This window comes from Stenotrophomonas maltophilia group sp. SKK55 (assembly GCF_057179845.1).
Window position 1 is genome coordinate 61975 of sequence record NZ_JBXUHP010000007.1, and the last position, 22736, is coordinate 84710.

30 protein-coding genes and 1 tRNA gene are annotated in these 22736 nt (G+C 66.7%); 21 read left to right on the forward strand and 10 right to left on the reverse strand.

The window, feature by feature from the left end:
• Positions 1–107: 107 nt before the first annotated feature.
• Positions 108–344 (reverse strand): Cro/CI family transcriptional regulator, encoded by a 237-nt coding sequence (locus tag AC2A1N_RS04315; protein WP_158230116.1) that lies wholly within the window; start codon positions 342–344, stop codon positions 108–110.
• A gap of 77 nt (positions 345–421) precedes the next feature.
• Here AC2A1N_RS04315 and AC2A1N_RS04320 point away from each other — a divergent pair, with 77 nt between their 5' ends.
• Positions 422–1129 carry a S24 family peptidase gene (locus AC2A1N_RS04320; protein ID WP_099498178.1) on the forward strand — a complete coding sequence of 236 codons (708 nt, stop codon included), beginning with the start codon at positions 422–424 and terminating at the stop codon, positions 1127–1129.
• A 2-nt stretch (positions 1130–1131) separates the two neighbouring features.
• Here the strand turns inward: AC2A1N_RS04320 and AC2A1N_RS04325 are convergent, their stop codons facing one another.
• Positions 1132–1806 (reverse strand): hypothetical protein, encoded by a 675-nt coding sequence (locus tag AC2A1N_RS04325; RefSeq protein WP_484371603.1) that lies wholly within the window; start codon positions 1804–1806, stop codon positions 1132–1134.
• A 126-nt stretch (positions 1807–1932) separates the two neighbouring features.
• On the opposite strand from AC2A1N_RS04325, the gene AC2A1N_RS04330 reads away from it, so the two are divergent.
• The 8 genes from AC2A1N_RS04330 (at position 1933) to AC2A1N_RS04365 (ending at position 4717) form a co-directional block, all read left to right on the forward strand.
• A complete protein-coding gene (locus AC2A1N_RS04330) occupies positions 1933–2448 on the forward strand; it encodes a hypothetical protein (RefSeq protein WP_308141366.1) in 516 nt (171 codons plus the stop codon).
• The gene (locus AC2A1N_RS04335) at positions 2445–2729 is read left to right on the forward strand and encodes a winged helix-turn-helix domain-containing protein (RefSeq protein WP_484371605.1); all 285 of its coding nucleotides are present in this window, start codon (positions 2445–2447) and stop codon (positions 2727–2729) included. Before AC2A1N_RS04330 ends, AC2A1N_RS04335 begins: the two co-directional genes overlap by 4 nt.
• Positions 2726–2950 (forward strand): hypothetical protein, encoded by a 225-nt coding sequence (locus tag AC2A1N_RS04340; protein WP_484371607.1) that lies wholly within the window; start codon positions 2726–2728, stop codon positions 2948–2950. Before AC2A1N_RS04335 ends, AC2A1N_RS04340 begins: the two co-directional genes overlap by 4 nt.
• Positions 2951–3140: 190 nt before the next feature.
• Positions 3141–3386, forward strand: coding sequence for a hypothetical protein (locus AC2A1N_RS04345; RefSeq protein ID WP_484371609.1), 246 nt, complete (start codon positions 3141–3143; stop codon positions 3384–3386).
• Between the two features lie 19 nt (positions 3387–3405).
• Positions 3406–3612 (forward strand): hypothetical protein, encoded by a 207-nt coding sequence (locus tag AC2A1N_RS04350; RefSeq protein ID WP_484371611.1) that lies wholly within the window; start codon positions 3406–3408, stop codon positions 3610–3612.
• A gap of 10 nt (positions 3613–3622) precedes the next feature.
• Positions 3623–4075: a hypothetical protein gene (locus AC2A1N_RS04355; RefSeq protein WP_484371613.1), complete on the forward strand. Its 453-nt coding sequence runs from the start codon at positions 3623–3625 to the stop codon at positions 4073–4075.
• Positions 4068–4430: a hypothetical protein gene (locus tag AC2A1N_RS04360; RefSeq protein WP_484371615.1), complete on the forward strand. Its 363-nt coding sequence runs from the start codon at positions 4068–4070 to the stop codon at positions 4428–4430. The genes AC2A1N_RS04355 and AC2A1N_RS04360 overlap by 8 nt, the downstream gene beginning before the upstream one ends.
• A complete protein-coding gene (locus tag AC2A1N_RS04365; RefSeq protein ID WP_484371617.1) occupies positions 4427–4717 on the forward strand; it encodes a hypothetical protein in 291 nt (96 codons plus the stop codon). The genes AC2A1N_RS04360 and AC2A1N_RS04365 overlap by 4 nt, the downstream gene beginning before the upstream one ends.
• A gap of 25 nt (positions 4718–4742) precedes the next feature.
• Here AC2A1N_RS04365 and AC2A1N_RS04370 read toward each other — a convergent pair whose 3' ends face one another.
• Positions 4743–5213 carry a hypothetical protein gene (locus tag AC2A1N_RS04370; RefSeq protein ID WP_484371619.1) on the reverse strand — a complete coding sequence of 157 codons (471 nt, stop codon included), beginning with the start codon at positions 5211–5213 and terminating at the stop codon, positions 4743–4745.
• Between the two features lie 52 nt (positions 5214–5265).
• Here AC2A1N_RS04370 and AC2A1N_RS04375 point away from each other — a divergent pair, with 52 nt between their 5' ends.
• From AC2A1N_RS04375 to AC2A1N_RS04405, 7 genes are read left to right on the forward strand one after another with little or no spacing between them, the layout of a single operon-like run.
• Positions 5266–7347, forward strand: a complete 2082-nt coding sequence (locus tag AC2A1N_RS04375; RefSeq protein WP_484371639.1) for a DNA cytosine methyltransferase — start codon at positions 5266–5268, stop codon at positions 7345–7347.
• The gene (locus AC2A1N_RS04380) at positions 7344–7538 is read left to right on the forward strand and encodes a hypothetical protein (protein ID WP_135966550.1); all 195 of its coding nucleotides are present in this window, start codon (positions 7344–7346) and stop codon (positions 7536–7538) included. The genes AC2A1N_RS04375 and AC2A1N_RS04380 overlap by 4 nt, the downstream gene beginning before the upstream one ends.
• Positions 7535–8662: a DNA-methyltransferase gene (locus tag AC2A1N_RS04385; protein ID WP_484371621.1), complete on the forward strand. Its 1128-nt coding sequence runs from the start codon at positions 7535–7537 to the stop codon at positions 8660–8662. Before AC2A1N_RS04380 ends, AC2A1N_RS04385 begins: the two co-directional genes overlap by 4 nt.
• Entirely contained in the window at positions 8659–8985 is a 327-nt protein-coding gene (locus tag AC2A1N_RS04390; protein ID WP_234413095.1) for a hypothetical protein, read from the forward strand. The genes AC2A1N_RS04385 and AC2A1N_RS04390 overlap by 4 nt, the downstream gene beginning before the upstream one ends.
• On the forward strand, positions 8982–9554 hold the full coding sequence (locus AC2A1N_RS04395) for a hypothetical protein (protein ID WP_484371623.1): 573 nt from the start codon (positions 8982–8984) through the stop codon (positions 9552–9554). The genes AC2A1N_RS04390 and AC2A1N_RS04395 overlap by 4 nt, the downstream gene beginning before the upstream one ends.
• Entirely contained in the window at positions 9551–9961 is a 411-nt protein-coding gene (locus AC2A1N_RS04400) for a hypothetical protein (protein ID WP_087786473.1), read from the forward strand. Before AC2A1N_RS04395 ends, AC2A1N_RS04400 begins: the two co-directional genes overlap by 4 nt.
• The gene (locus AC2A1N_RS04405) at positions 9948–10202 is read left to right on the forward strand and encodes a helix-turn-helix transcriptional regulator (RefSeq protein ID WP_099484461.1); all 255 of its coding nucleotides are present in this window, start codon (positions 9948–9950) and stop codon (positions 10200–10202) included. Before AC2A1N_RS04400 ends, AC2A1N_RS04405 begins: the two co-directional genes overlap by 14 nt.
• A gap of 77 nt (positions 10203–10279) precedes the next feature.
• Here the strand turns inward: AC2A1N_RS04405 and AC2A1N_RS04410 are convergent.
• The 4 genes from AC2A1N_RS04410 to dtd all read right to left on the reverse strand — a co-directional run bounded on the left by AC2A1N_RS04410 (position 10280) and on the right by dtd (position 13357).
• Positions 10280–10355: transfer RNA gene (locus AC2A1N_RS04410), tRNA-Ile, on the reverse strand.
• A gap of 40 nt (positions 10356–10395) precedes the next feature.
• Positions 10396–10707: a hypothetical protein gene (locus tag AC2A1N_RS04415; RefSeq protein WP_061478121.1), complete on the reverse strand. Its 312-nt coding sequence runs from the start codon at positions 10705–10707 to the stop codon at positions 10396–10398.
• Positions 10708–10972: 265 nt separating this feature from the next.
• Complete coding sequence (gene rpoD / locus AC2A1N_RS04420) at positions 10973–12826, reverse strand: RNA polymerase sigma factor RpoD (protein WP_005419586.1); 1854 nt, start codon at positions 12824–12826, stop codon at positions 10973–10975.
• Positions 12827–12916: 90 nt separating this feature from the next.
• A complete protein-coding gene (gene dtd / locus AC2A1N_RS04425) occupies positions 12917–13357 on the reverse strand; it encodes a D-aminoacyl-tRNA deacylase (protein ID WP_005419588.1) in 441 nt (146 codons plus the stop codon).
• 61 nt (positions 13358–13418) lie between these two features.
• Here dtd and AC2A1N_RS04430 point away from each other — a divergent pair, with 61 nt between their 5' ends.
• The 4 genes from AC2A1N_RS04430 (at position 13419) to AC2A1N_RS04445 (ending at position 17632) form a co-directional block, all read left to right on the forward strand.
• Complete coding sequence (locus tag AC2A1N_RS04430; RefSeq protein ID WP_242889984.1) at positions 13419–14339, forward strand: lauroyl acyltransferase; 921 nt, start codon at positions 13419–13421, stop codon at positions 14337–14339.
• A gap of 48 nt (positions 14340–14387) precedes the next feature.
• Positions 14388–15524 carry a GTP cyclohydrolase II RibA gene (gene ribA / locus AC2A1N_RS04435; RefSeq protein ID WP_484371627.1) on the forward strand — a complete coding sequence of 379 codons (1137 nt, stop codon included), beginning with the start codon at positions 14388–14390 and terminating at the stop codon, positions 15522–15524.
• A 72-nt stretch (positions 15525–15596) separates the two neighbouring features.
• Positions 15597–16097: a PH domain-containing protein gene (locus AC2A1N_RS04440; protein ID WP_484371629.1), complete on the forward strand. Its 501-nt coding sequence runs from the start codon at positions 15597–15599 to the stop codon at positions 16095–16097.
• Positions 16094–17632, forward strand: a complete 1539-nt coding sequence (locus AC2A1N_RS04445; RefSeq protein ID WP_111200418.1) for a PH domain-containing protein — start codon at positions 16094–16096, stop codon at positions 17630–17632. The genes AC2A1N_RS04440 and AC2A1N_RS04445 overlap by 4 nt, the downstream gene beginning before the upstream one ends.
• Before the next feature lie 69 nt (positions 17633–17701).
• Here the strand turns inward: AC2A1N_RS04445 and AC2A1N_RS04450 are convergent, their stop codons facing one another.
• On the reverse strand, positions 17702–18760 hold the full coding sequence (locus AC2A1N_RS04450; protein WP_242889982.1) for a CDP-glycerol glycerophosphotransferase family protein: 1059 nt from the start codon (positions 18758–18760) through the stop codon (positions 17702–17704).
• On the opposite strand from AC2A1N_RS04450, the gene AC2A1N_RS04455 reads away from it, so the two are divergent.
• The gene (locus AC2A1N_RS04455; RefSeq protein ID WP_242889974.1) at positions 18759–19565 is read left to right on the forward strand and encodes a glycosyltransferase family 2 protein; all 807 of its coding nucleotides are present in this window, start codon (positions 18759–18761) and stop codon (positions 19563–19565) included. The genes AC2A1N_RS04450 and AC2A1N_RS04455 overlap by 2 nt on opposite strands.
• 30 nt (positions 19566–19595) lie before the next feature.
• Here the strand turns inward: AC2A1N_RS04455 and AC2A1N_RS04460 are convergent, their stop codons facing one another.
• Together AC2A1N_RS04460 and AC2A1N_RS04465 are read right to left on the reverse strand one after the other, a co-directional pair.
• Positions 19596–20852, reverse strand: a complete 1257-nt coding sequence (locus tag AC2A1N_RS04460; RefSeq protein WP_242889999.1) for an O-antigen ligase family protein — start codon at positions 20850–20852, stop codon at positions 19596–19598.
• A gap of 152 nt (positions 20853–21004) precedes the next feature.
• Positions 21005–22714, reverse strand: coding sequence for an ArnT family glycosyltransferase (locus tag AC2A1N_RS04465; protein WP_242889973.1), 1710 nt, complete (start codon positions 22712–22714; stop codon positions 21005–21007).
• Positions 22715–22736 lie beyond the last annotated feature (22 nt).

Here is a 22736-nt window from a genome sequence, read left to right on the forward strand (position 1 = left end):
TACGCACCTCGGGAGGCGATGCAAAGTGGTCGCCATGGACAGGACGACCGAAATTCATGGATTTGGTGGCTGGCGGATCGCGGCACAGCGGTCTGGTGGGAAGGCGGTCACACCGCGTCGACCGGCACGATCCGGTCAGCGTCCGGGTCGTTTTCCGGAGGTCGCTCAAGTGCCTGGAAGTGGGCTGGCATCAGCACGAAGCGCAGCTTCAGCGCCCACAGATCGTCGATCTGCCCATCGGGCCACTGATAGACAGCCGACGGCGTGATTCCGAGAGCGCGTGCGAGCGCGGCGGCATTGCCGTCGTAAGCGGCAATGGCTTCTTCCTTGGTGATCCGGGGCATGTTCATGCCACCTATATAAGCACGCTTTCATTGCCTGTGCAAGCACGCTTACTTAACGGACTAATAAGCTCGCTAACATGACTACAGCCCTCGCTACCCGCCTGAAGCGCGCACGAACTGAGTGCGGCATTACCGAACCCGCCGATGCCGCGCGTCGTGCCGGCATCACCGCATCAGCGCTCTACCAGCTGGAGGACGGCAAGACGAAGTCGCTCAGCGGCGAGACGGCGGTGAAGCTGGCCCGTGTCTACAGGCCTTTCCGGGTCGAATGGCTGATCACTGGTGAGCTGCCCGAGCGCTCGGACGAGTCTCACGGGTCCTCGATATCAGTCAGTGAGACACCCGCTGGCTATGTTCGCCTTCGAGTAATGGAAGGCGAGGCTTCAGGGGGCTTTGGCGCAATGAATCAGGATTACCCGGACGTCGTCCGGGAGCTCGACATCGCAGAGTGGCAGGTGCGCCAGCAGCTGGGGTTCGTGCCCGAGGGTGACCGTGTGCGCCTGGTGACCGTGCGCGGGGACTCGATGTATCCCGACATCAAGAATGGCGACGTGGTGTTCGTGGACGTCGCCAAGGATTACTTCGACGGCGATGGCCTGTACCTGATCAATCTGCATGGGCTGACCTACGTCAAACGCCTGCAGCTGCTGCGGGATGGCCTGCACGTCATCAGCACCAACAGGAAGTACCTGAGCGAGGTTGTGCCGCCACAAGAAGCGGATCAGCTTCATGTGGGCGGCAAGATCCTGGGCCTGGCGCTGCTACGAAGTGCCCAAGAAGTCTGAAATCAGAAGGACTTAGCGCGCTGCTTCTGGCGCGCCGCTTCTCGAGCTTTGCCCTTCTCGGTATACACCAGGATGATCCCTGAGTTGACGGCTCCGACAATGCCGTTGAACTGGACATACGTGCCGGGCAGTTCCCAAACTGCTCTCGGACCAACGAAGTTGGCGCCAACACCGGAAACCACTTGCACTGTGTCGTGCTTTGTCGGCGCGCCCAGCTTCACTTTCAGCTGCTCGAACAGTTCTTGAGCGTGCACGAAACCATCGGTCGAGATTGTCAGGCCTTCGACCACCCCGTTGACGACGACCGCCGTGACCGATCCTGTTCCAGTGGGCCTCTTGTTGCTGAGCGGCACCACCGTCAACAGGTCATTGTTGATCGTGTTGGTCCGTGCCCCTGGCTGCATGCCGGTTGCCACCCAGCACGCTGACTTCGCAGCACCCAGGTTGTAGACCGCCCCAGCATGCGGGATCTGCTCGCGCGGGCACTCGGGACCCAATGGCGCTCCAATCGTGATGCCCATGAATTCAAACGGAGCCCCCGCAGTTGCAGCAAGGGAGCGCTCGACTGGGTTCGTCTCTTCCGTTCCCTCTTTGACGACAACCAACGGCTGCGCCGCTGCATGGGCCGCTCCTATGACTCCGCCGGCCAAAAAAACAAAGGCTTTCCGCCAGTCCATCTCTACATCCCCCGCTCCAATCAGCGATTAGCGTAGAAGCACGCTGAATAAGCGTGCTTGCATTCTTCGTATTAGCGTGCTTTTATAGAGCCACAGCCGGCTTCCGCCGCCTACGGAGACCTAGCAATGCCCCTGACCCTCAGCACCAAGCGCACCGCCCGCGTCGGCATGGCCGCCTTGGCGTGCTTCATCGCCCTGGGCGTGGTTGCCTGGGCCACCCCCTCCGATGCACCCGCCGCGGCTACAGACGACGCGCCGAACGGGCTGGTGATCACCAGCCCCCGCATCTGCGCCGCTCTGGCTGTGTATGAGCTGGCCGCCGGGGACGATTGGGCACTGCGTGCCACCGTCGCCAACACGACCCTCAACGCCTTCCGCGATGCAGACCGGGTGCCCGACTGTGCGGCAGGCGTCACTGCGGCGCTGACGCAAAACTTCGAGCCGGCGCGCTGGCAGCTTGCCCTCGACGCGGCAGATGCCGTCCTGAGCGGCTCCTATGAGATTTCCCCGGCGGCATGCGTCCGGGCCAATGCGGTTGTCCCCCTGTCGACCGCAGACGGCAAAGAGCCGAGCACCTCCCCGGTGCTGGCCCGGGCGCAGTGCGTCATGCACGAACTGGCCTTCGTGGAGGTGGCGCCGTGATCACCGGCCTCCTTACTGAACCCCGCGCCGCGATGATCGGCGCACAGCGCCTGCCCCTGAGCCCCACCGAATCTAGGGTGCTGCAGCTGATCATCAACGCAGGTGACACCCCGATCAGCCGGTTCCAGATCGAGCGGGAGATCTACGGCGCCTCCGGCCGCAAGTCGAACACCGTCGAGGTGACCATCTGCCGCCTGCGCCAGAAGCTGGCCCAGCACGGCTACCGCATCAATGCCACCCGCAGCCGTGGCTACACGATCAGCCAGGCCGGTGCAGCATGATCGCCGCCATCACCTACCTACTCGCCCAGCGAGCGGCCGTCGCCGCCAAGGCAGCCGCCACCGCCGCCACTGGTATGGGGTTCGCCCCGAATCTGGTCGCCGCAGCCGCTGACGTTGCCGCGCGCGCAGTGCTGGAGCGCCGCGCCAGCGCCGGCCGAGCCATCGCCGACGTGCGCAAGAGCCTGCGCCGCATGGTGCGCGCACAAGGCGGTGCAGCATGAGGGCGCCAGCGATCAAGCTCCCAGCACCTGACCTGACACCGGACCAGCGCGCGGCCTTGGAGCGCGCGAAGCGCCCCCGCCGGCATCCCTACCGCGTGTACTGCACGCACCAGGCGAGCGCGCAGCGTCAGCGCGAGGCAGAAGAGCAGCGCCAGCGCGTCGCGCCGAACCTGCACAGGTTGGTGCGCTGATGGACGGCCTGCATCCGATCGGCGGCGGCCTGGACGCGGTGATCGTCAGCACGGCCACGCCAACGCCTGAAGAGAGGCTGCAGCGGTACGCGGCAGCAGTTGCTGTACACCCGTGCCGCTGGTTCTCGCTCCGCGTGCAGTTCGGCCAGATCCTGCAGCGCTCGCTCAAGAACGGCAACCAGGTGGGCTACGCAGCGTGGCAACGGCAGATGCCGGCCCTCTGGCCACGCACACGACTCCGCTGACGCTTCGCCGGCGGCATCCATGGACCACCGCAACCAGCTCGACATCTTCGACCACGACCCAGCCCGCCTGGCCAAGGCCAACCGCGTTGCGGCCGAGAACGCCCTGACCGATCCGTTCTTCTCCCAGAAGGTCCGAAAGGACCGTCACGACTACTACATCGCCGAAGCCGAACGCCTTGAGCGCTTGGCAGCCATGGCCGAGAAGCCGGCCACCACCGCAGCCTGAGATCTCCCGAATGAAACAGCCTCAGCCCAGCGACGCCAAACCTTCAATACCGATCACCGATAGCGCGATTGAAGCGTTCCGCGCTGCCTACGCCACCCATGGCACCCAAAAGGGCTACGCGGAAGCCATCCGTGCCGGCCTCGCCGCCGCAGCGCCACTGATCAGCCATGACGCTCTGCTCTCGCTCGAGCAGGATGCGCAGGCCTACCTGGTGCGCCAGCTGGACATTGCCCTGAATGGTGAAGCCGCCGCAGCGCGCGAGCCGGTGCTGGCTGATCTTCTGAGCCAGTGTCAGCAGGAGGTACGCCGCCGCAGCGGTCCAGTTTTGACCACGCTTCCGATCGGCGTGCAGCACCACCTACGACAGGTATTCAGCGATATGGCCGACCGTGCGCGCCTGCTGACCGACGCCGCCGTGCGTGAAGTTGTGCTGATGGGTACTCCGGAGGTGCGCTGTGGCTAACCAGGCGATCGCCGGCGCTCTGCCGGATGCAGAACTGGAGATCCTTCGCCATGCCCTGGGCGTCGGCGACTGCGGTAGGGAGCGCAGCTACCGAAATCACTTCGTCACCGGCCCAGGCGGCGCCGACCACAAGCACTGCGTGGCGCTCGTAGCGCGCGGGTTCATGGTCCAGCGCGCGGGGAACGCGATTACCGGCGGGAGCGACCTGTTCAACGTCACCGAGGCCGGCCGAGCAGCGGTGCAGGAGCGCACTCCGCCGCCGCCGAAACTGACCAGGTCGCAGCAGCGCTACCAGCAGTTCCTGCGCTACGACGGTGGTGTGACGTTCGGCGAATTTCTGCGGGGCTGGCGATGACTACGATCACCACAGACACGCACAGCGCAATGGATAGGCCAGAGATCATCGGCGGCGACGCTATCGCTGAGGCAAACGGAAAACTCTGCTCGTTCTCGATGCGATGGGAACTCGATGGCGACTACATGCGCTGCCGGATCTGCCAACGCCCACAGCTGACCAGCTACGCACGCTACCCGTTCCCGCACGTTGCCGGCTGCAAGGGCGTGAAAGCCCATGAGGCGCATCCGTGGGTCACCTTCGTGCAGCTGATGGCTCCGCTCAGCCATGCGGTGTGCAATGGCTGAGCCGCGACCTATTGGCCTGCTGCTCTCAAATGACCAGCGTGCCGTCTCCACGAATGCTCGTCACATGTCGCAGCAGCTGCGCAGCAAAATCTATCGCTTCGCGATCAGCCATCTGACGGCTCGGCACAGGCTCCATCAAGTGCCTGTGCACAACGGAATCGCCTTGGCTCACTTCCACGTAAGCGTCGAAGTAGCCAGTGCCATCCGATCGCTGCTGGCAACGCGCTTGGAGCACGTGCCCGCTCTCGTTGATCTCGCGATGCAGTGTCTGAGCAATCTGCGAACGGGCGGTGCGAACGCCAGCTTCGCGCGCATCTTCCAGCGAGCCTGGAACAGCAAGCCCATGCCCAAATCTGACTGTATTTCCATTCGGCTGTTTGACCTCCACGACATGCACAGACCAACCGTTGGTTGTCTTCTTCACGTCGACCTTTGCAAAGAGACCGTCCTGATGAACGAGAAAGACTTCGGAATGATCGGGTTGGATGTGCGACATGGCATCAGCTCGCTGGGGTTTGCCCGAGCTTATCACCGCGGAGATCGTTCCAATGGCTGACGGCTCCCACGCTTTCAACTTCCCCATGCCGCAGCGCTCCCGGCTGCGCCCCGGCGAGATCGTCGTGGATCTGTTCGCCGGCGGTGGTGGCGCATCGGAAGGGCTCAAGCAGGCCCTCGGCATCGATCCCGCCCTGGCCTACAACCACGACGAGCTGGCCATCGGCATGCACGCCGCCAACCACCCGCTGACCCAGCATCACCGCGAGGATATCTGGCACGCCGACCCACGCGTGGACGTGGCCGGCCGGCCCATCGGCTGGTTCCATGCCTCTCCGGACTGCACGCACTTCAGCCAGGCCAAGGGCGGCCAGCCGCGCAGCCGCAAGACCCGCGCATTGTCGTGGGTGGTGCTGAAGTGGGTTGGCCAGCTGCTGCGTGCTGATCGCCTGCACGGGACCAACACCGCGCCTCGCATCATCTCCATGGAGAACGTGTGGCAGATCCTGACCTGGGGTCCGCTGGTGGCAAAGCGCTGCTCCAAGACCGGCCGGGTGATCACCCTAGACTTGGTCCAGGCCGTGCATCCGGAGTCGGGAAAGCCGCTATTCCGGCGCGGCAAGCCGGTCATGGTCAACCGAGTCGCCGACAAGGGCGAGCGGGTGCCCGTCGAGCGCCAGGCTCTTGTTCCCCATAAGCGCTACAGCGGCCGCACTTGGAGGCAGTTCGTCGCAGCACTGCGGGCGCTGGGCTACGCGGTGGAGTGGCGGAAGCTGGTGGCCAGCGATTACGGCGCCGGCACCAGCCGCGAACGTCTGTTCCTGCTCGGCCGCCGGGATGGCCAGCCCATCGTGTGGCCTGAGCCGACCCATGGCACAGCCCCGGGAAAGAAGCCGCGCGTGACTGCTGCTGACTGCCTGGACTTCTCGATTCCCTGCCCGTCCATCTTTACTCGGGACCGGCCGCTGGCCGACGCCACCATGCGCCGCATCGCCAAGGGCGTCATGCGGCACGTCATCAACTCGGCCGATCCCTTCATCGTCCCTGCAACACACCAGGGCGGCGATCGCGTGCACAGCGTGCGCGACCCCATGCGCACCATCACCGCCGCCAATCGCGGCGAGCTGATGCTGGTGGCGCCGGAGCTGGCGCCGTTCCTCACCGAGCATGCCAACGCAAGCCGTCAGCGGACGATGGCAGCGGACGAGCCACTTCCCACTGTCTGCGCCGGGGTGAAGGGTGGGCACTTCTCGGTGGTATCCCCGACGCTTGTCCAGACCGGGTATGGCGAGCGCGAGGGCCAGGCCCCGCGTGCGCTGGACCTGAAGCAGCCGCTGGGCACGATTGTCGCGGGCGGTGTGAAGCACGCTGTGGCCGCGCCGCACCTGGTGAAGTTCCGTGGCAACAGCATCGGCACGGCGGCCACCGAGCCCGTGCCGACGATCACTTCTGGTGCTGGTGCAGCCAGGCCGGCCGGCGCAGCGCATGCCCTCGGTGTAGCCGCCGCCTCGCTGGTAACGCTGCGGCGGAATATGGTCGGCGCCGATGCGCGAACGCCGCTCACCACCGTAGCCGCTCAGGCCGAACACCACGCGGTATCGAGTGCCTTCATGGTCCAGGCCGCACACGGCGAAGGTCGAACTGGCGGCGTCCAGCGCTGGGGAACTGGCAGCAAGGATGCTCGCTCGCCGGTCGGCACGGTCACCGCCAGTGGCAACGGCGGGCATGCCGTTGCGGAGGCGGAGCTGGCGCAACTTTCCCCGGAGCAAGAGGCAGGCGCCCTGCGCGTGGCAGCGTTCCTGGTGAAGTACTACGGCAGCGGCATCGCCGTGGGGCTTCATGACCCCGTAGACACGGTCACCACCAAGGACCGCTTGGCGCTGGTCACCGTGGTCATCAAGGGCACGCCCTACGTGATCGTGGATATCGGCCTGCGCATGCTCAAGCCGCATGAGCTTTTCCGTGCGCAGGGCTTCCCACGGACCTACATCATCGACCGCACCGCCGACGGCACCGAGCTGAAGACCACAGCGCAGGTCCGCATGTGCGGCAACAGCGTCAGCCCGCCACCGATGTTCGCGATCGCAGAGGCCAACCTTGACCCGGTTCCGGCCGACATGGCGGTGGCGGCATGACCGGCGCTGCCCTGGCCAAGCACGTCGCCCGCGTGCTGCTGACCGAATGCCGAGTGCGCCGACACGGCCTCGGCTTCTGGTTTGCCTTCAACGCTGCACAGCGCGCGCGCATGCGCGCGACCGCTCCCGCACCACTGCCGGCATCGCCGCGCGCACCGGCACTGCCGGCCCAACTGGACCTCTTCGCATGATCCACATCGGAGACTGCCTGCAAGTAATGCGAGGTATGGCCGACAACTCGGTTGATGCCGTCGTGACCGATCCACCCTACGGCCTGTCGTTCATGGGCAAGCGCTGGGATTACGACGTACCCAGCACCGAGATTTGGGCCGAGTGCCTGCGCTTGTTGAAGCCTGGCGGCCATCTGCTGGCCTTCGCCGGCACCCGCACGCAGCACCGCATGGCCGTGCGCATCGAGGACGCAGGCTTCGAGATCCGCGACATGATCGCGTGGGTCTACGGCAGCGGCTTCCCGAAGTCGCACAATGGGCCCTGGGGCGGCACCGCGCTGAAACCAGCGCTCGAGCCGATTACCGTCGCCCGCAAGCCGCTTACAGGCACGGTGGCTGCCAACTGGCATCAGCACGGCACCGGTGGGCTCAACATCGACGCTTGCCGGATCGAGACGATGGACAAGCTCGGCGGCGGCGATCAGTCGTCCGCGCCGAAGGTCGGTCCCGATGGATGGCATCGCCCGTGGATGCAGGACGAGCAGGCCAAAGCGGCGCATGCCCATCGTTGCAATGCCAACGTCGCCAAAGCAGAAGCGCTCGGCCGATGGCCTGCCAACCTGGTTCACGACGGGAGTGCTGAAGTACTCGCTGAGTTCCCTGACGCACCAGGGCAGCAGCGAGACACTGGCCCGCTGTTTGCACGATCCGCTCAGGTCTACGGCGAGTTCGCCGCGGTTTCTGAGCATCGAGCTCGAGGCGACTCCGGCAGCGCAGCGCGGTTCTTCTACTGCGCTAAGGCTACGCGCGAGGACCGCAACGACGGCCTGGATTCTGGCCCGGTACCGGCTGTCTCCGCCGGCGCGACAATGCGCGATCGCGAGACTGCCGACTGGTCAGAGCGGAACGGGAACCACCACCCCACCGTGAAGCCAACAAACCTCATGCGCTACCTGTGTCGACTGGTCACCCCGGCCGGCGGCCTGGTGCTGGATCCGTTCATGGGAAGCGGCAGCACCGGCAAGGCGGCAGTACTCGAAGGTTTCCAGTTCGTCGGCATCGAGCAGGACCCCGTCTACGCCGCAATCGCCGAGGCACGAATCCGGGTCGCACAGCCTGGCCTTTCGTTTGGAGACGTCGCATGAGCCCAGGACGCAACGCCGCATCAATCCGCGCCGCTCTTCGCGGCCCGGCGCCCGCGCACGTAACAGCGCGCGACATGATCCGCCGCCACTGCCGTGAGCACGGCAAGCAGCTTGCCTGCCTTGCGCCCGCCTGGGGCTGCCAGGTGTTCAGCGTTTGGCGCGCATTCGGCCGGACGTCTCGCCCCCTGCAGCCGCATCAGGTTGAGGGCGCGATCACAACGCTGCAGCTGGACGAGTTCGATGCGAACGAGCTACGGCTGCGCGCTGCTCGCGAGGCCGGGTGGCACATCGATCCCAAGATGCTGCTCGAGGGCGGAGCATGAGCGGCGATGCCTCGACCATCAGCACAGCACCGCCGCAGACTGCGAGTGACGCCGTGCGCGAGATGCGAGCAGCAGGCCGCGCCGGTCATGCGGTGCCGGCCGATCAGGTGAATCGATGGGCCACCACGCTGATGCGTCTGTTCGGTCAGCAGCGAGCCGTCAGGCTCGAGCAATGGGGCGGATCGTTCTGGTACCAGATCGATGAAAGGCAGTGGTACCGAGCCCTCGCAGCTGGCGAACAGGTCCGGGCTCTTTACACCCAGCCGCTTCTCCACGAGGTCCGCAGGGCCGGCAATGATCGGGATCACATCTGGTCGGCGGATCGAACGCACTGCACCGTCTGTAACGACCCCTTCGATTGGGCCGATCCGTACTGCAACCCACCCAAGCCACCGGCGCCGATCGTGCTGAAGCCCCAGCCGTTCAATCCGTCCTGGGTTCTCCCGCTGCTCGACCGACTGGAGCGAGCGTTGAAGCGTGAAGGCAAGCGGGAAAGGGACGAGTGGGGTTTCCGAATTGCGCAGATGCGTAAGTCAATCGAAGAGCATACGAAGGAGAAATCACATTGACCGTTGAGCACATCAAGGCCGCCGCTGGCGAGCGGTCACCACTGATCCACCAGCAGCGCGCGGCCATAGCGGTTGCAGCAGCTCTCGAAACCGCCCTGACCAGCACGCGCCCCGCCAGCGGCGGCGGCCGCGCATTGACCTTCACCTTTGCCGGTGAGCCGCAGCTGCAGGCCGCGTGCGACGCCTGGCGCGCATACGCCCTCGCCACCATCGACACGCAGGCGCCGCTGGCGGAGACGGCGGCCCAGCGGCTGACGGCCCAGATCGGCCTTGCCCTTTTCGATGACCCCACCATGGACCTGACACAGATCGCAAACCTTGTGTCCACGGCGCGGTTGGAATCGCACACTGCGCTGCTGTTGGCGCCCACCACTGAAGTAACGGAGGCCCGAGATGGGCGCAGCTGAGAACATCCCCGAAGTCCTGCTGAAGCTCGAACAGGTCGAAGCCCAGACCGGGATGAAGAAGAGCTACATCTACCGCGAGATGGAGAAGGGCACTTTCCCGCCCAGGCACAAGGTCGGCGGCGGCACTCGCTGGTACCAGAGCGACATCCAGCGTTGGATTCGCGCACGTAGGAGCGCCCCGCAGTGGACGCCCGAGGATGTGGGGCGACCAGCGGCCAACTGCGACAGCAGCGGAGCGTAAACGGTCACCGAGCGGTCACCGTGCGGCGCTGGCTTGACGAAGAAGGCACTGCGGATGATCCTAAGTGCCTGATTCGATGGTGGGCCCATCAGGATTCGAACCTGAAACCAAGGGATTATGAGTCCCCTGCTCTAACCGTTGAGCTATAGGCCCTGCGCAGCGCCACAGTGTAGTGGAGGCCATGCTCGATCGGCTACCCGGCAGCAGCAAGAGCCTCAGCAACGCGCCCCAACCGCTTCTCCGCCGCTTCCGCAAACCACATCTGCCGCCGCAGATGTGCCTGGAACAGCGCCACCGTCCTCCTGGCCTCTTCCAGTGCCTTCTGGTTGCCGCCGTCAAAGCCCTCGACCAGTTCCGCACCAGACAGCGTCAGCAACGCATACGTCGTGCGGCGGGCAAACCCCAGCCGATCCTCACGCTCATCCTGCATCACCTCATCCCAATCAAGCAGCGACGAAAAATCAGTCTGCCGGGAATCAGACAGATCGTGCTCCACATCATTCATGGCGTTACTCCGGATGCATGGCAAATCAGTGCCGCAGGCCGCATGTGATGTACGTGACCTGCTGCGCGCTTGCATCAGCGCCGATGGAGACCGGCCTGCCTACGCGATGTGTTGAGCATCTGCACGGTCAGCGTGCGGCCACCGCAGGACGTAATCAAATGGCAGACGCGACATCGTCAGGATCCGAGCGGCATGGCCGGGAACGACCAAAGAAAAACCCCGCACCAGGCGGGGTCTCTCTCAACGCTTCAACAGCCGCTGGCTATCAATCGATATCCAGGAAGCTGCGCAGCTGCTCCGAACGGCTCGGGTGACGCAGCTTGCGCAGGGCCTTCGCTTCGATCTGGCGGATGCGCTCGCGGGTCACGTCGAACTGCTTGCCGACCTCTTCCAGCGTGTGGTCGGTGTTCATGTCAATGCCGAAGCGCATGCGCAGCACCTTGGCTTCCCTCGGGGTGAGGCCGGCCAGCACGTCGCGAACGGTTTCAGACAAGTTGATGTTGGTGGTGTTCTCGATCGGGGACTCCACGTTGGTGTCCTCGATGAAGTCGCCCAGATGGGAATCCTCGTCGTCGCCGATCGGGGTTTCCATCGAGATCGGCTCCTTGGCGATCTTCATCACCTTGCGGATCTTGTCTTCCGGCATGTCCATTTCCTTGGCCAGCTCCTCCGGCGTAGCCTCGCGGCCGTACTGCTGGAGCATCTGGCGGGAAATGCGGTTCAACTTGTTGATCGTCTCGATCATGTGCACCGGAATACGGATGGTGCGCGCCTGGTCGGCGATCGAGCGGGTAATCGCCTGGCGGATCCACCAGGTGGCGTAGGTCGAGAACTTGTAGCCGCGGCGGTACTCGAACTTGTCCACGGCCTTCATCAGGCCGATGTTGCCTTCCTGGATCAGGTCGAGGAACTGCAGGCCACGGTTGGTGTACTTCTTGGCAATCGAGATCACCAGGCGCAGGTTGGCCTCGACCATTTCCTTCTTGGCCTTGCGCGCCTTGGCTTCACCGTAGGCCATGGCACGGCTGATTTCCTTCAGCTCTTCCAGGTCCAGCTGGGTCAGCTTCTCGATGTCGATCGTCGCCTGCTGTTCGGCGATGATCTGGTCCTTCACTTCGCGCAGGGCCGACGACCACTTCTGCTTGCGCTTCAGTGCGTCTTCCACCCACTCCAGGTTGGTCTGGTTGCCTTCCCAGGAACGGATGAAGTCCTTGCGCGGCATGCGCGCGGTGACGGTGGCCAGGTTCAGCACACGGCGCTCATGCGACTTGATGTCGGCCATGGTGTCGCGCAACTGCTTGGTCAGCACGTCGGTCAGCGGCAGCGGCAGCTTCAGGGTGACGAACACCGCCGACATCTCTTCGCGCAGGCGCGGCAGGTTCTTCTTGTCGCCCTTGGTCGCGGCCTTCTTGAAAGCGTTGAAGGCATCGCTCAGTGCCTGCATGCGCGCGGCGACTTCCTCCGGATCCGGACCGGTCGGTGCGGCTTCTTCATCGCCACCGTCGACATCGTCGTCCTCGTCCTCGTCGCCTTCGGCGTCCGCATCGGCGCTGTCATCGGCAACGACCGCCGGCGGTGCCGGCTCTTCGTCGACCAGGTCGTTGAAGCCGACGATCACTTCGGCCAGGCGCTTCTTGCCTTCCTTGTGGGCTTCGTAGTCGTTCAGCAGCGACTCGACCGAAACCGGGAACTGGCCCAGGGCCGCCTGGACCTGCGAAAGGCCTTCCTCGATGCGCTTGGCGATGGCGATTTCGCCTTCGCGGGTCAGCAGCTCGACGGTGCCCATTTCGCGCATGTACATGCGCACCGGGTCGGTGGTACGGCCACCTTCGGTGTCGAGCGCGCTCAGCGCGGCGGCAGCTTCTTCAGCCGCGGTGTCATCGACTTCGCGGTTGCCGGTGTTGCCATCGTTGAGAAGCAGGGTTTCCACATCCGGCGCAACTTCATGGACATCAATGCCCATGCCGTTGATCATGCCGATGATGTCTTCGATCTGTTCCGGGTCGACCATGTCGTCCGGCAGATGGTCATTGACTTCGGCGTAGGTCAGGTAGCCCTGTTCCAGGCCCTTGCTGATCAGTTGCTTGATTTCGGATTGGGCAGGACGTTCGTTGGCCATGTAGTGCTCGCGCCACCGGCTAGGGAGAAATAGGGAACGTAGCATTATACCATCCCGGGGCCCCGCCTGCCGGGCGGTGGTCCCGCAGGCTCAGGGCCTGAGAAGGAAGGTCACGGGACCGTCATTGACCAGGCTGACGACCATATGGGCACCAAATCGGCCCGTTTCCACCCCGGGCGCGTGATTTTCACGACAGATCTCGACAAATCGATTGAACCCGCGTTCAGCCTCGTCCGGCGGTGCGGCGGTCGTGAAACTGGGGCGCATGCCCGAACGGGTATCGGCGGCCAGGGTGAACTGGCTGACCAGCAGCAGGCCGCCGCCGGTGTCGCGCAGCGACCGGTTCATCTTCCCGGCCTCGTCGGCGAATACCCGGTAGCCCAGCAGGCGCTCGGCCATCCGTCGCAACTGGGCCTCGGTATCGCCCGGTTCCATGCCGACCAGGGCCAGCAGGCCGGGGCCGATCTGCCCCACCACTTCCTGGTCGACATGGACGGCGGCCTGGCTGACGCGCTGGATCAGGACGAGCATCGTGGGCTTCCAATGAACAGGGCCGGCCACGATAGCAGCGCCCTTGGCTAAACTGGCGCCGATGAATCCGCAACGCAAAGCCCGGCTGGTCTACCGCGCCACCACTCTGTTCGCCCGCCTGCCCTGGCCAGTGCTGCGGGGGTTCGCGCATGCCCTGGCGTGGACGTGGGTCCGTCTCAACGCTCGCGAGAGCCGCGTCACCCGGCGCAACCTGGAACTGGCTTACCCGGAACTGGACGGTCCGGCGCGCGACCGCCTGCACCGCGAGCTGCTGCGCTCCACCGCCCTGCAGGCCATCGAGACGCTGCGGCTGTGGAGCCAGAGGCCGGCCGACAACCTGCGCCTGCACCTGAAGCAGCGCCACGGCGAAGCCCTGTACGACGCGGCGCTGGCCGGCGGGAAGGGCGTGATCGTGGCCGCACCCCACTTCGGCAACTGGGAGCTGCTGAACCAGTGGCTGGCCTCGCGCGGGCACATCGCCATCGTCTACAAGCCACCGGAGGACGAGGCCAGCGACGCCTTCCTGCAGCTGGTGCGGGGCGGCCAGAACGTGCAGCAGGTGCGCGCCGAGGGCCCCGCCGTGCGCCAGCTGTTCAAGGTGCTCAAGGACGGCGGTGCCACCGGCATCCTGCCCGACCAGCAACCCAAGGCCGGCGACGGCGTGTTCGTGCCGTTCTTCGGCGTGCAGGCACTGACCATGACCCTGGTCAACCGGCTGGCCGAGCGCACCGGCGCCACCGTGCTGTATGGCTGGTGCGAGCGCATCGGGCCGGACATGGAATTCGCCCTGCACATCGAGCCGACCGACCCCGCCGTGGCCGACCCGGACCCGCAGCTGGCGGCCACCGCGCTCAACGCCGGCATCGAGCGCATCGCCCGCCGCGACCCGACGCAGTACCAGTGGACCTACAAGCGCTATACGCTGCGGCCACCAGGCAGCGGCGAGGAAGACCCGTACGCGACCGAAGAGCATCCGCACTGACGGTCGCACCACGTTGAATACGACGCCGTCGCCCCCATAGAGACTGCGATGTCCGCCTCCCCCGGTCCTGCCATGCCTGCTGCCTCTTCCCTGTTCGGCGACCCCGCCGCGATCCGCTGCGAACGCGCGGTGGCCGAACTGCGTGCCGGTCGCCCGGTACTGCTCCACGATGGCCAGGGCCAGCGCCTGGCGGTGATTGCACTGGACAGCGCCACTGCCAGCAGCTTTGCCACGTTCGCCGCTGCCGCGCGCGAGCGCCACTACCTGTTCCTGACCGCCACCCGCGCCCGCGTGCTCGGCGTGGAAGCACCGGAAGGCGCGCGCCTGCCGCTGGCCGGCATTGCCTTCGATACCCTGCCCTCGCTGGGTTACCTGCGCGAGCCCGGCCCCATGCCCGACGGCTGGGCGGCCGGCGACGCCTTCGATGCCGGCGCGGTGGAGCTGACCCGCCTGGGCCTGCTGCTGCCGGCGATGGTCGCGGTGCGCCTGGACGTGGATGACCACACGTTCGACGGTGCCGCCGAGGTGGCCCTGTGCGACCTCGCCGAAGGCGCAGCACATGCGGCCCACGACTACGAACTGGTGGCGCGTTCGCCGGTACCGCTGCGCGACGTCGGCATGACCACCTTCGCGGTGTTCCGCGGCGGCGTGGCCCAGCGTGACCAGGTCGCGATCATCGTCGGCGAACCGGACCTGTCGGCGGTGGTACCGGTACGCGTGCACTCCTCGTGCCTGACCGGCGACCTGTTCGGCTCGCTCAAGTGCGACTGCGGCGACCAGCTGCGGCGCGGGCTGCGCAAGCTGAAGGAACTGGGCGGTGGCGTGCTCCTGTACCTGGACCAGGAAGGCCGCGGCACCGGCATCGCCGCCAAGATGCGCGCCTACGGCTACCAGCACGACGGCCTGGACACCATCGACGCCGATGCACAGCTGGGCTTCGGTGCCGACGAACGCCGCTACGGCAGTGCGGTGGCGATGCTGCATGGCCTGGGCATTTCGCGCGTGGCTCTGCTCAGCAACAACCCGACCAAGGCACAGCGCCTGCGCAATGCCGGCATCGAGGTGCTGGACTGCATTCCGGTCACCGGCGAGATCACCGCCGAAAACGAACACTACCTGCGCACCAAGGCCGATCGTGCTGGTCACCTGCTGGATGTCGATGCGCTGATCCAGGCTGCCCAGTAACACAGCCGACCTGCTACCGTCTGCGCGGTGCGGCCACCGCCGCCGCTCGCCCTGCCACCTGACGGAGCCCGCGTGACCGACGTCGCCCCTATCGCCCCGACCACCGAAGCCTGGCAATCGCTGCCGCAACGTGCCGCCCGCCTGGCCGCACTGGAAGGCGCCTTCGGCGGACTGTTCGTACCGGGTCTGCCACTGGCCGCAGCTGCCTGGTTCTTCGATCTGCCCGGCGGCCTGTGGACTGCCGCCCTGGGGCTGCTGATCGGCATCCTCTTCGGCGCCTGGCTCGGCCGCCGGCGACTGACCCGCACCCGCTGGCGCCTGGATGACCAGGGCCTGGGCCTGCGCCGCGACCTGATGTGGCAGCTGGAAACCCGCATTCCCATATCGCGCGTACAGCACCTGGACCTGCGCCGGGGCCCGTTGGAGCGACGCGCCGGCCTGGCCACGCTGATCGTGCACACTGCCGGTACCCGCATGAGCGCGGTCACCGTCAACGGCCTGGATGAAGCCGACGCCGAGCACCTGCGCGACACCCTCTCGCACCAGCTCGACCAGGACGCCGACGCCCTGTGAGCCTGCCGCCGCCCCTGCCCGCATCGCTGCCTGCCGGTGGCGAGGACCATCGCCTGCACCCGTGGTCGTGGTTGTTCGTGCTGCTGATGCAGCTGCGCCACTACTTCCTGCCGCTGGTCGCGCTGCTGGTGTTCGGCCAGCGTGGCGAGCGCGACCCGATGTGGGCGCAGTTGATTCCACTGTCGGCGATCGCGGCACTGGTGCTGGTCTCGGTGCTGCAGTACCTCAGCTACCGCTACCGCATCGGCAGCGATGCCATCACCGTGCGCAGCGGGCTGCTGGCGCGCAACCGCCGCGAGATCCCGTTCGCCCGCATCCACAACGTGGAAGTGCGGCAGAACCCGTTGCACCGGCTGTTCGGTGTGGCCGAGCTGCGCCTGGAATCGGCCGGCGGCGTGCGGCCGGAAGCCGAGATGCGGGTACTGAGGCTGGACCAGGCGCTGGCGCTGGAACGGCTGGTGCGCCAGCGTGGGCAGGCACCGCAGCCCGCCGGCGCCGTTGCCACTCCCTCGATCACCGGGGCCGACACCGAACAGGTGCTGCTGCGCCTGTCGAGCTGGGACGTGGTGCGCATGGGCCTGCTCTCCAACCGCGGATGGGCACTGGCGATCGCCGCCTTCGGCGTGCTGTTCCAGACCGTGCCGCGGCCGGTGATGGACGCGGCCATCCAGCGTGGTGGCAGGGAGGCCTTCGGCTACGCAAGCCACCTGCATCCCGGCGTGGCCGGCGCCTTCCTGCTGCTGGCCGCAGCCCTGCTGCTGGGCTGGCTGGCGCTGCGTGCGTTGTCGGTGGTGCTGACCCTGCTGCGCTATCACGGCTTCACTCTCAGCGAGCAGGATCGCCGGCTGACCGTCTCGGCTGGCCTGGTCAGCCGAACCCGCAGCAGTGTCGCGCGTCGCCGCATCCAGGCCTGGACGCTGTACGAGACCACCCTGCATCGCTGGTTCGGCCTGCGCCAGCTGCGCGTCGACAGCGCCGCCGGCGGCCCTTCGCGGGACCAGGACCGCGCTCTGCGCGAGCTGGCACCGCTGGCCCCGGCAATGCGCTGCGAGCAGCTGGTGCAGCACCTGTTGCCTCAACTGCAGTGGCCGCCGGCGCAATGGCAGTCCATTCCGCAGCGTGGCTGGTGGCGGCTGTGCCTGGGCGCGCTGCTGCTGGTTCCCCTGCTGGCCGCCGCCGCGTACTGGCGCTGGGGATCATGGGGCCTGATCGTGCTGGCCTGGCTGCCGCTGGCGCTGCTGGTGGCCCACCGGCAGATGGCGCGCATGGGCTGGTATCTGGATGACCACTACGTCGCCGTGCGCGGCGGCTGGTGGAAGCGCTGGTGGCGCTGGGCCGAGCTGGACAAGGTGCAGGGCCTGCGCCTGCTGCGCTCGCCACTGGACAAGCTGTTGGGCACCAGCAGCCTGCAGCTGGATACCGCCGGCGCGCATGGTGATGTGGCGTTGATCCTGCACTACCTGCCGCAGGCGCAGGCGCAACAGGTGATGGATCAACTGGCGGCCGCGCTGGCGCGGCGCAAGCTGCGCTGGTAGGTAGCGCCGGCCGGGGTCGCGCATCCACGCATGGCGTGGATCTACTGTAGAGCCGAGCCCACGCTCGGCTTACCGCTGCGACGGCCCCCAATACCCCAGGTCCTTGCGGATCTGCAGGTCGCGCACCCAGCTGCCGAACGGCTTGCGCCGCAGCACGCCCATTTCACCGGACAGGAAATCCTCGGTAGCCGCAATCACGCGCTCGCTGGACAGGCCATCGCGGTACGGATGGATGGCATCGGCGTAGCGCACGATCTCCGCCTGCAGCGCGGCGTCGGGATGCAGCGCGCGCTGCAGCATCGCCGGCAGCTGCACCGGGTCATCGAAGTCGATCATGTGCGGCTTGGGCACCCGGTTGCGGAAGGTCACCACCGGCTTGTGCTGGACGATGAACTCCGAAACGATCGAGGACGTATCGGACACCAGCACATCGGCGGCGCGCTGTGCGGCCATCACCTGCTCCGGCTCGATGAAGCGCGCATTGGCACCGGCCAGCGCGCGGTAGCGTTCGAACAATTCCGGTGGGCACTTCGGGTGCAGGGTCAGCAGCCAGTAGCGGTTGCCCTTTGCGATGTCGGCAGCAATCTGCGCATGCAGGTGCGGGGCTGCGCTCAGGCGTTCGGTGAAGGTCGAACCGAACAGGATCACCGGACGTCCTCCAGCGGCGGCGCGCAGCGCGGCGCTCTCGCCACCATCGTCGCGGAACAGCGGATCCAGCTTCGGCCAGCCGGTCTCGGCCACCGCGAAGTGGCCCTGCAGGGCCGCGATCTCACGAAACGGCCCGGTGGTGGCCGGCCCCTGCGTGCAGTACAGGTCGAACATGCCGCGCACCCGGAAGTGGCCGCGCGCACTGTCCCGCTTCTCCACGTTGAAGCCATGGAACAGCTGCACCTTGGCTCCCGAAAGGAAGGTGGGCACCCAGTTGGCGGCGCTGAACACCGCCCGCGGCCGCATTGCCAGCGCCTGCTTGAGGCCGATGTTGGGCACGCCCGGCAGCTGGCTGCCGGCCGCGCCGCCCTCGAACCAGGCCGCCACCTCCTGCCCGGAGGCGTGCAAGGCCTGCGCCAACGGGGCGAGAATAGGCAGCGCATAGCGCTCCGTCGCAAACAACAGGTACCCGGCCATCATGTCCTCCACGACCGCTCCCATCGAACGGCCTCGCATCTCGGCCTGCATTATCGCGTTCAACGAGGCCGGCCGCATCGGCGACTGCCTGGCCTCGCTGGCCTTCTGCGATGAGATCGTCGTCGTGGACTCCTACTCCACCGATGCCACCGTGGCCATCGCCGAGGCCGCAGGCGCCCGCGTGCTGCAGCGCCCGTTCGACGGCTTCCGCAGCCAGAAGGCGTACTGCGTCGAGCAGGCCGGCCACGACTGGGTGCTGTGCCTGGACGCCGATGAGCGGATCAGCCCGGAACTGCGTGCGGCCATCGAACAGGCCCGCGACGGTGGCTTCGCTGGCCATGCCGGCTATCGCTTCGCACGCCTGTCGGAGTACTTCGGCAAGTTCCTGCGCCATGGCAATGCCTACCCGGACCGGGTGATGCGCCTGTTCGACCGCCGCCGTGGCGGCTGGCGCGGCAAGCGCGAGATCCACGAGGCCGCCAGCGTCGATGGCAGTGTCGGTACCCTGCGCGGCGACCTGGTCCACTACCCCTACCGCTCCTTGCAGCAGCAGCTGGCCAAGACCGAGAAGTACGCGCGGATGATGGCCGAGCACGAGTTCGCGCGCGGCAAGCGGGCCACCCTGGCCAAGCTGGTGCTGGCACCGGCCTGGCGGTTCTGGCGCGGCTTCGTGTTCCGTGGCGGCTTCCGCGACGGCTGGCATGGCCTGGTCTACGCTTATGTGCGCGCCAACTACGTGCGCCAGAAGACCATCATGCTGTGGATGCTGGGCAACGGCCAGGCCGTAGCCGACCCGCCGAACCCCTGATCGCCGGGCCCTGCCCGGCGCGCCGATGCATCACGCCCCGGTGACTGCCCGGTGGCGCGCGCCTTCGACGATCGACAGGCCGGTCAGCAGGCCGACCAGGGTCACGTAGAAACTGGCCGTCATCTGGTGCGCGAACATCGACTGGGTCAGGCCGCACAGCGCATAGGTGATCACCAGCATGATGCCGGCTGCGGCCGGCCCCCGGAAGGTCGACCGTCCGCTGCGGCGATGAAGCCGCACGAACACCCCTAGCGGGATGCCATACACCGCCAGCAACAGCAGCAGGCCCGGTACGCCCTGGGTCGCTGCCCATTCGGCAACATCGTTGTGTGCATGCCCCAGGTGGCAACGCAACTCTTCCGGATTCTCACGGCAGACCGGCACGCGCAGCATCGCGCTGTCGAAATGACCGATGCCAACGCCCACCAGCGGGTGATCGAGGAAGGTCTCCCAGGCCACCTGCAGGCGTTCCACGCGGGCACCGGCGGAAGAATCACTGTCACCCAGTTCCATCCGCTGCACGTCACTGTGCAGCTCGCTCAGGCGAACCTGGTGACGCAGCTCCGGTACCGACAGCAGCAGGGTCGCACCGATCGCCAGCATGCCGGCCAGCACCGACAGGCGCGCCGCACCGGTGCGCCAGCGCAGGCTCAGTGCCAGCACCACCAGCAGCGCCAGCAGGGCGGCGAACACGCCGCGGCTGCCGGTCAGCACGATGGTGCCGCAGCCGGCGGCCATGCCGAGGATCACCAGCGACCAGCGCCGCGATGGGCGACAGAACACCAGCAGCACCATCAACACCATCACGATGTCGGCCAGCACGATGGCGTTGGTGAACAACTCTGCGCGCGGGGCGCCACCCAGCACCTGCCACAGCGACATCGCGAAGGTGGCGAGCAGGCCGGTCAATGATCCGTACCAGAGCCACCGCAGGTTGGGACGCAGCGCGCAGACCCAGAGCGCGATCCACGGGATCACCACGAATCGCGAGCGGTTGTCGACGTCACGCAGGCCCTGCTCGAACAACACCACCGACAGTACGCCGAGCGCCAGCACCGCCAGCATCAGCCAGGCCAGCACTTTCACCGGCTGACCGGCCATGCCGCGCGCGCGCCACAGCAGCTCCGGCGCGAGCAGCGTGCTGAGCAGCAGCAGCAGGCCATACGGCAGCAGGTTGATCGGCACGGTCAGCACCAGTGCCGGCAGGCAGAACAGGCCCAGCTGGGCCAGCGCATGCGCGGCCCCATGGCGCCCACCGGCGGGAACGCCCAGCGGGTTTCCGGCCAAGGGGTTCAGGTTGTCCGGTGAAGCTGGCACGTCGGGAAGTATCGCTGCAATCTGCGGGAAGAACGGGACGGGCCAACGCAGGCCGTCCCAGCCTGCTGTTTTACTGCCTTTGGGCCCGCTTGGGCAGACTGGACAAGCCGGAATCGTGGTGGCTAGTCATGTTCCTGCAAACGCCGTTCACGTTCGCGCTCCTCTGCAGTGACCACGCAGGGAACCTTCACCGCTGCTGCCGGCACCAGCCACCAGCGCCGCCGGTTGGCCACGCCGGCCAGTTCAGAACGGTTGCGGTCGACGCACGACAGCATCGCGTATTCGTGCACCAGCAACCAGCGGCGTCCGGGCGCCAGCCGCTGCCAGCGCGTGGCCGCAAACAGCTGCTCGTCCCAGTCCGTCTCGAAACCGAAGGTCGCTGCAGGACGGTCGGCCAGCAGCAGATGCTGCTCCTTCCAGGCCACCAGCCCCAATTCGGCATCCGGACCCAGACGGCTACCAACCGTGCGCATCAGGCCGCGGGCGGAACTGGAATCGTTCAGCAGCGGATAGCCGACCAGGCTGTACAGCACCCAGACCATCGCCAGGGTCGACACCAGCGCCAGATGCCGGCGACCGCCGCAGGCCAGCAGGCTCAATCCGCCCCACACGCCCATCGCCAGGATCGTCCAGGCCAGTGCGTCGACAGCGCCGGGCCCCAGCCCGCGGCTGTGGGTCAGGCGCAGCTCGAAGGCCGGGTCGCCCAGCACCGCCATCGCACCGGCCAGGGCCAGGCCCAGTGACAGCAGGCCGGTGAACACCCCCACCACGGCCTGCACATCGCGCCGCCTCAGCAATCCAGGCAACAGCGGCGCCAGCACCAGGCAGAACATCGGCAGCGCCGGCAGGATGTACACATCGCGCTTGCCGGCCGGAATCGAGAAGAACAGCACCACCATCAGCCACCAGGCCAGCGGCAGCAGGTAGCGCGGGTCGCGGCGGCGCAGCCGGCGGCGCCACGCCGGAATCGCCCAGGGCAGGGCCAGGAACGCCGGGATCCACATCAGCGGCATCGTCGCCAGGAAGTACCAGGCGGGCTGGTGGTGGTCCCAGGAATGGGCGTAGCGCCGCGCCGTCTGCTGGAACAGGATGTCGTCCATGTAGGCCCGGTACTCGTCCGAGCCGGTGGCAAAGCCGGCCAGCAGCATCGGCGCCAGCCACAACGACACCGCCAGCAGGAAGGCCAGCGGCGCCAGCCAGAAGCGCGCATCGCGCGCATGCAGTCCCACCCGTGGCCACTGCAGCGCCGCGGCGATCGCCGCAGGCACGAGCATCAGCAGCGCCAGCATCCCCACGCCCTTGGTGATCACGCCGATGCCAGCAAAGAACCAGCCCAGCCACCACCAGCGCCAGCTGGGTCCCAGCAGAAGGTGGCGCAGCAGGCCGTAGTTGGCCAGGGTGATGAACAGCAGCAGCAGTGGGTCGATCTGCGCCTTCTTCGCCTGGAAGGTGAACTGCAGCGCGAACAGCAGCGCCCAGCCGGCATACAGCCCCACCCGCCGCGTCCACAGGCGCCGCCCCAGGTCGACCACGCACCACAGCGTGCCCAGGGCCGCCAGCAGCGACGGCAGCAGGAAGGCCACGCGCCACTGCCCGACCAGGCTGTACAGCGTGGCCTGCCACCACATCAGCATCGGCGGCTTGTCCGAGTACAGCTCGGTGCCGCGATGCGGGAACAGCCACTGCCCGCTGTCGAACATCTGCTTGGCCACCAGCGCAAAGCGCGGTTCGTCCGACGGCCACGGATCACGAAGGCCCAGCCCGGCCCCCAGCACCAGCAGGGCCATCACCACGAACAACCACGTCTCGCGCGACGCGCGGGATTTCAGCATGGGACTCGGAACGTCAGCGGGG

Excerpts from the sequence above, each read along its gene's own strand:
- AC2A1N_RS04315 (WP_158230116.1), bottom strand. The coding sequence starts at position 344 with ATGCCCCGGATCACCAAGGAAGAAGCCATTGCCGCTTACGACGGCAAT.
- AC2A1N_RS04320 (WP_099498178.1), top strand. The coding sequence starts at position 422 with ATGACTACAGCCCTCGCTACCCGCCTGAAGCGCGCACGAACTGAGTGC.
- AC2A1N_RS04325 (WP_484371603.1), bottom strand. The coding sequence starts at position 1,806 with ATGGACTGGCGGAAAGCCTTTGTTTTTTTGGCCGGCGGAGTCATAGGA.
- AC2A1N_RS04330 (WP_308141366.1), top strand. The coding sequence starts at position 1,933 with ATGCCCCTGACCCTCAGCACCAAGCGCACCGCCCGCGTCGGCATGGCC.
- AC2A1N_RS04340 (WP_484371607.1), top strand. The coding sequence starts at position 2,726 with ATGATCGCCGCCATCACCTACCTACTCGCCCAGCGAGCGGCCGTCGCC.
- AC2A1N_RS04345 (WP_484371609.1), top strand. The coding sequence starts at position 3,141 with ATGGACGGCCTGCATCCGATCGGCGGCGGCCTGGACGCGGTGATCGTC.
- AC2A1N_RS04350 (WP_484371611.1), top strand. The coding sequence starts at position 3,406 with ATGGACCACCGCAACCAGCTCGACATCTTCGACCACGACCCAGCCCGC.
- AC2A1N_RS04355 (WP_484371613.1), top strand. The coding sequence starts at position 3,623 with ATGAAACAGCCTCAGCCCAGCGACGCCAAACCTTCAATACCGATCACC.
- AC2A1N_RS04365 (WP_484371617.1), top strand. The coding sequence starts at position 4,427 with ATGACTACGATCACCACAGACACGCACAGCGCAATGGATAGGCCAGAG.
- AC2A1N_RS04370 (WP_484371619.1), bottom strand. The coding sequence starts at position 5,213 with ATGTCGCACATCCAACCCGATCATTCCGAAGTCTTTCTCGTTCATCAG.
- AC2A1N_RS04375 (WP_484371639.1), top strand. The coding sequence starts at position 5,266 with ATGGCTGACGGCTCCCACGCTTTCAACTTCCCCATGCCGCAGCGCTCC.
- AC2A1N_RS04380 (WP_135966550.1), top strand. The coding sequence starts at position 7,344 with ATGACCGGCGCTGCCCTGGCCAAGCACGTCGCCCGCGTGCTGCTGACC.
- AC2A1N_RS04385 (WP_484371621.1), top strand. The coding sequence starts at position 7,535 with ATGATCCACATCGGAGACTGCCTGCAAGTAATGCGAGGTATGGCCGAC.
- AC2A1N_RS04390 (WP_234413095.1), top strand. The coding sequence starts at position 8,659 with ATGAGCCCAGGACGCAACGCCGCATCAATCCGCGCCGCTCTTCGCGGC.
- AC2A1N_RS04395 (WP_484371623.1), top strand. The coding sequence starts at position 8,982 with ATGAGCGGCGATGCCTCGACCATCAGCACAGCACCGCCGCAGACTGCG.
- AC2A1N_RS04405 (WP_099484461.1), top strand. The coding sequence starts at position 9,948 with ATGGGCGCAGCTGAGAACATCCCCGAAGTCCTGCTGAAGCTCGAACAG.
- AC2A1N_RS04415 (WP_061478121.1), bottom strand. The coding sequence starts at position 10,707 with ATGAATGATGTGGAGCACGATCTGTCTGATTCCCGGCAGACTGATTTT.
- rpoD (WP_005419586.1), bottom strand. The coding sequence starts at position 12,826 with ATGGCCAACGAACGTCCTGCCCAATCCGAAATCAAGCAACTGATCAGC.
- dtd (WP_005419588.1), bottom strand. The coding sequence starts at position 13,357 with ATGCTCGTCCTGATCCAGCGCGTCAGCCAGGCCGCCGTCCATGTCGAC.
- AC2A1N_RS04430 (WP_242889984.1), top strand. The coding sequence starts at position 13,419 with ATGAATCCGCAACGCAAAGCCCGGCTGGTCTACCGCGCCACCACTCTG.
- ribA (WP_484371627.1), top strand. The coding sequence starts at position 14,388 with ATGTCCGCCTCCCCCGGTCCTGCCATGCCTGCTGCCTCTTCCCTGTTC.
- AC2A1N_RS04455 (WP_242889974.1), top strand. The coding sequence starts at position 18,759 with ATGTCCTCCACGACCGCTCCCATCGAACGGCCTCGCATCTCGGCCTGC.
- AC2A1N_RS04450 (WP_242889982.1), bottom strand. The coding sequence starts at position 18,760 with ATGATGGCCGGGTACCTGTTGTTTGCGACGGAGCGCTATGCGCTGCCT.
- AC2A1N_RS04465 (WP_242889973.1), bottom strand. The coding sequence starts at position 22,714 with ATGCTGAAATCCCGCGCGTCGCGCGAGACGTGGTTGTTCGTGGTGATG.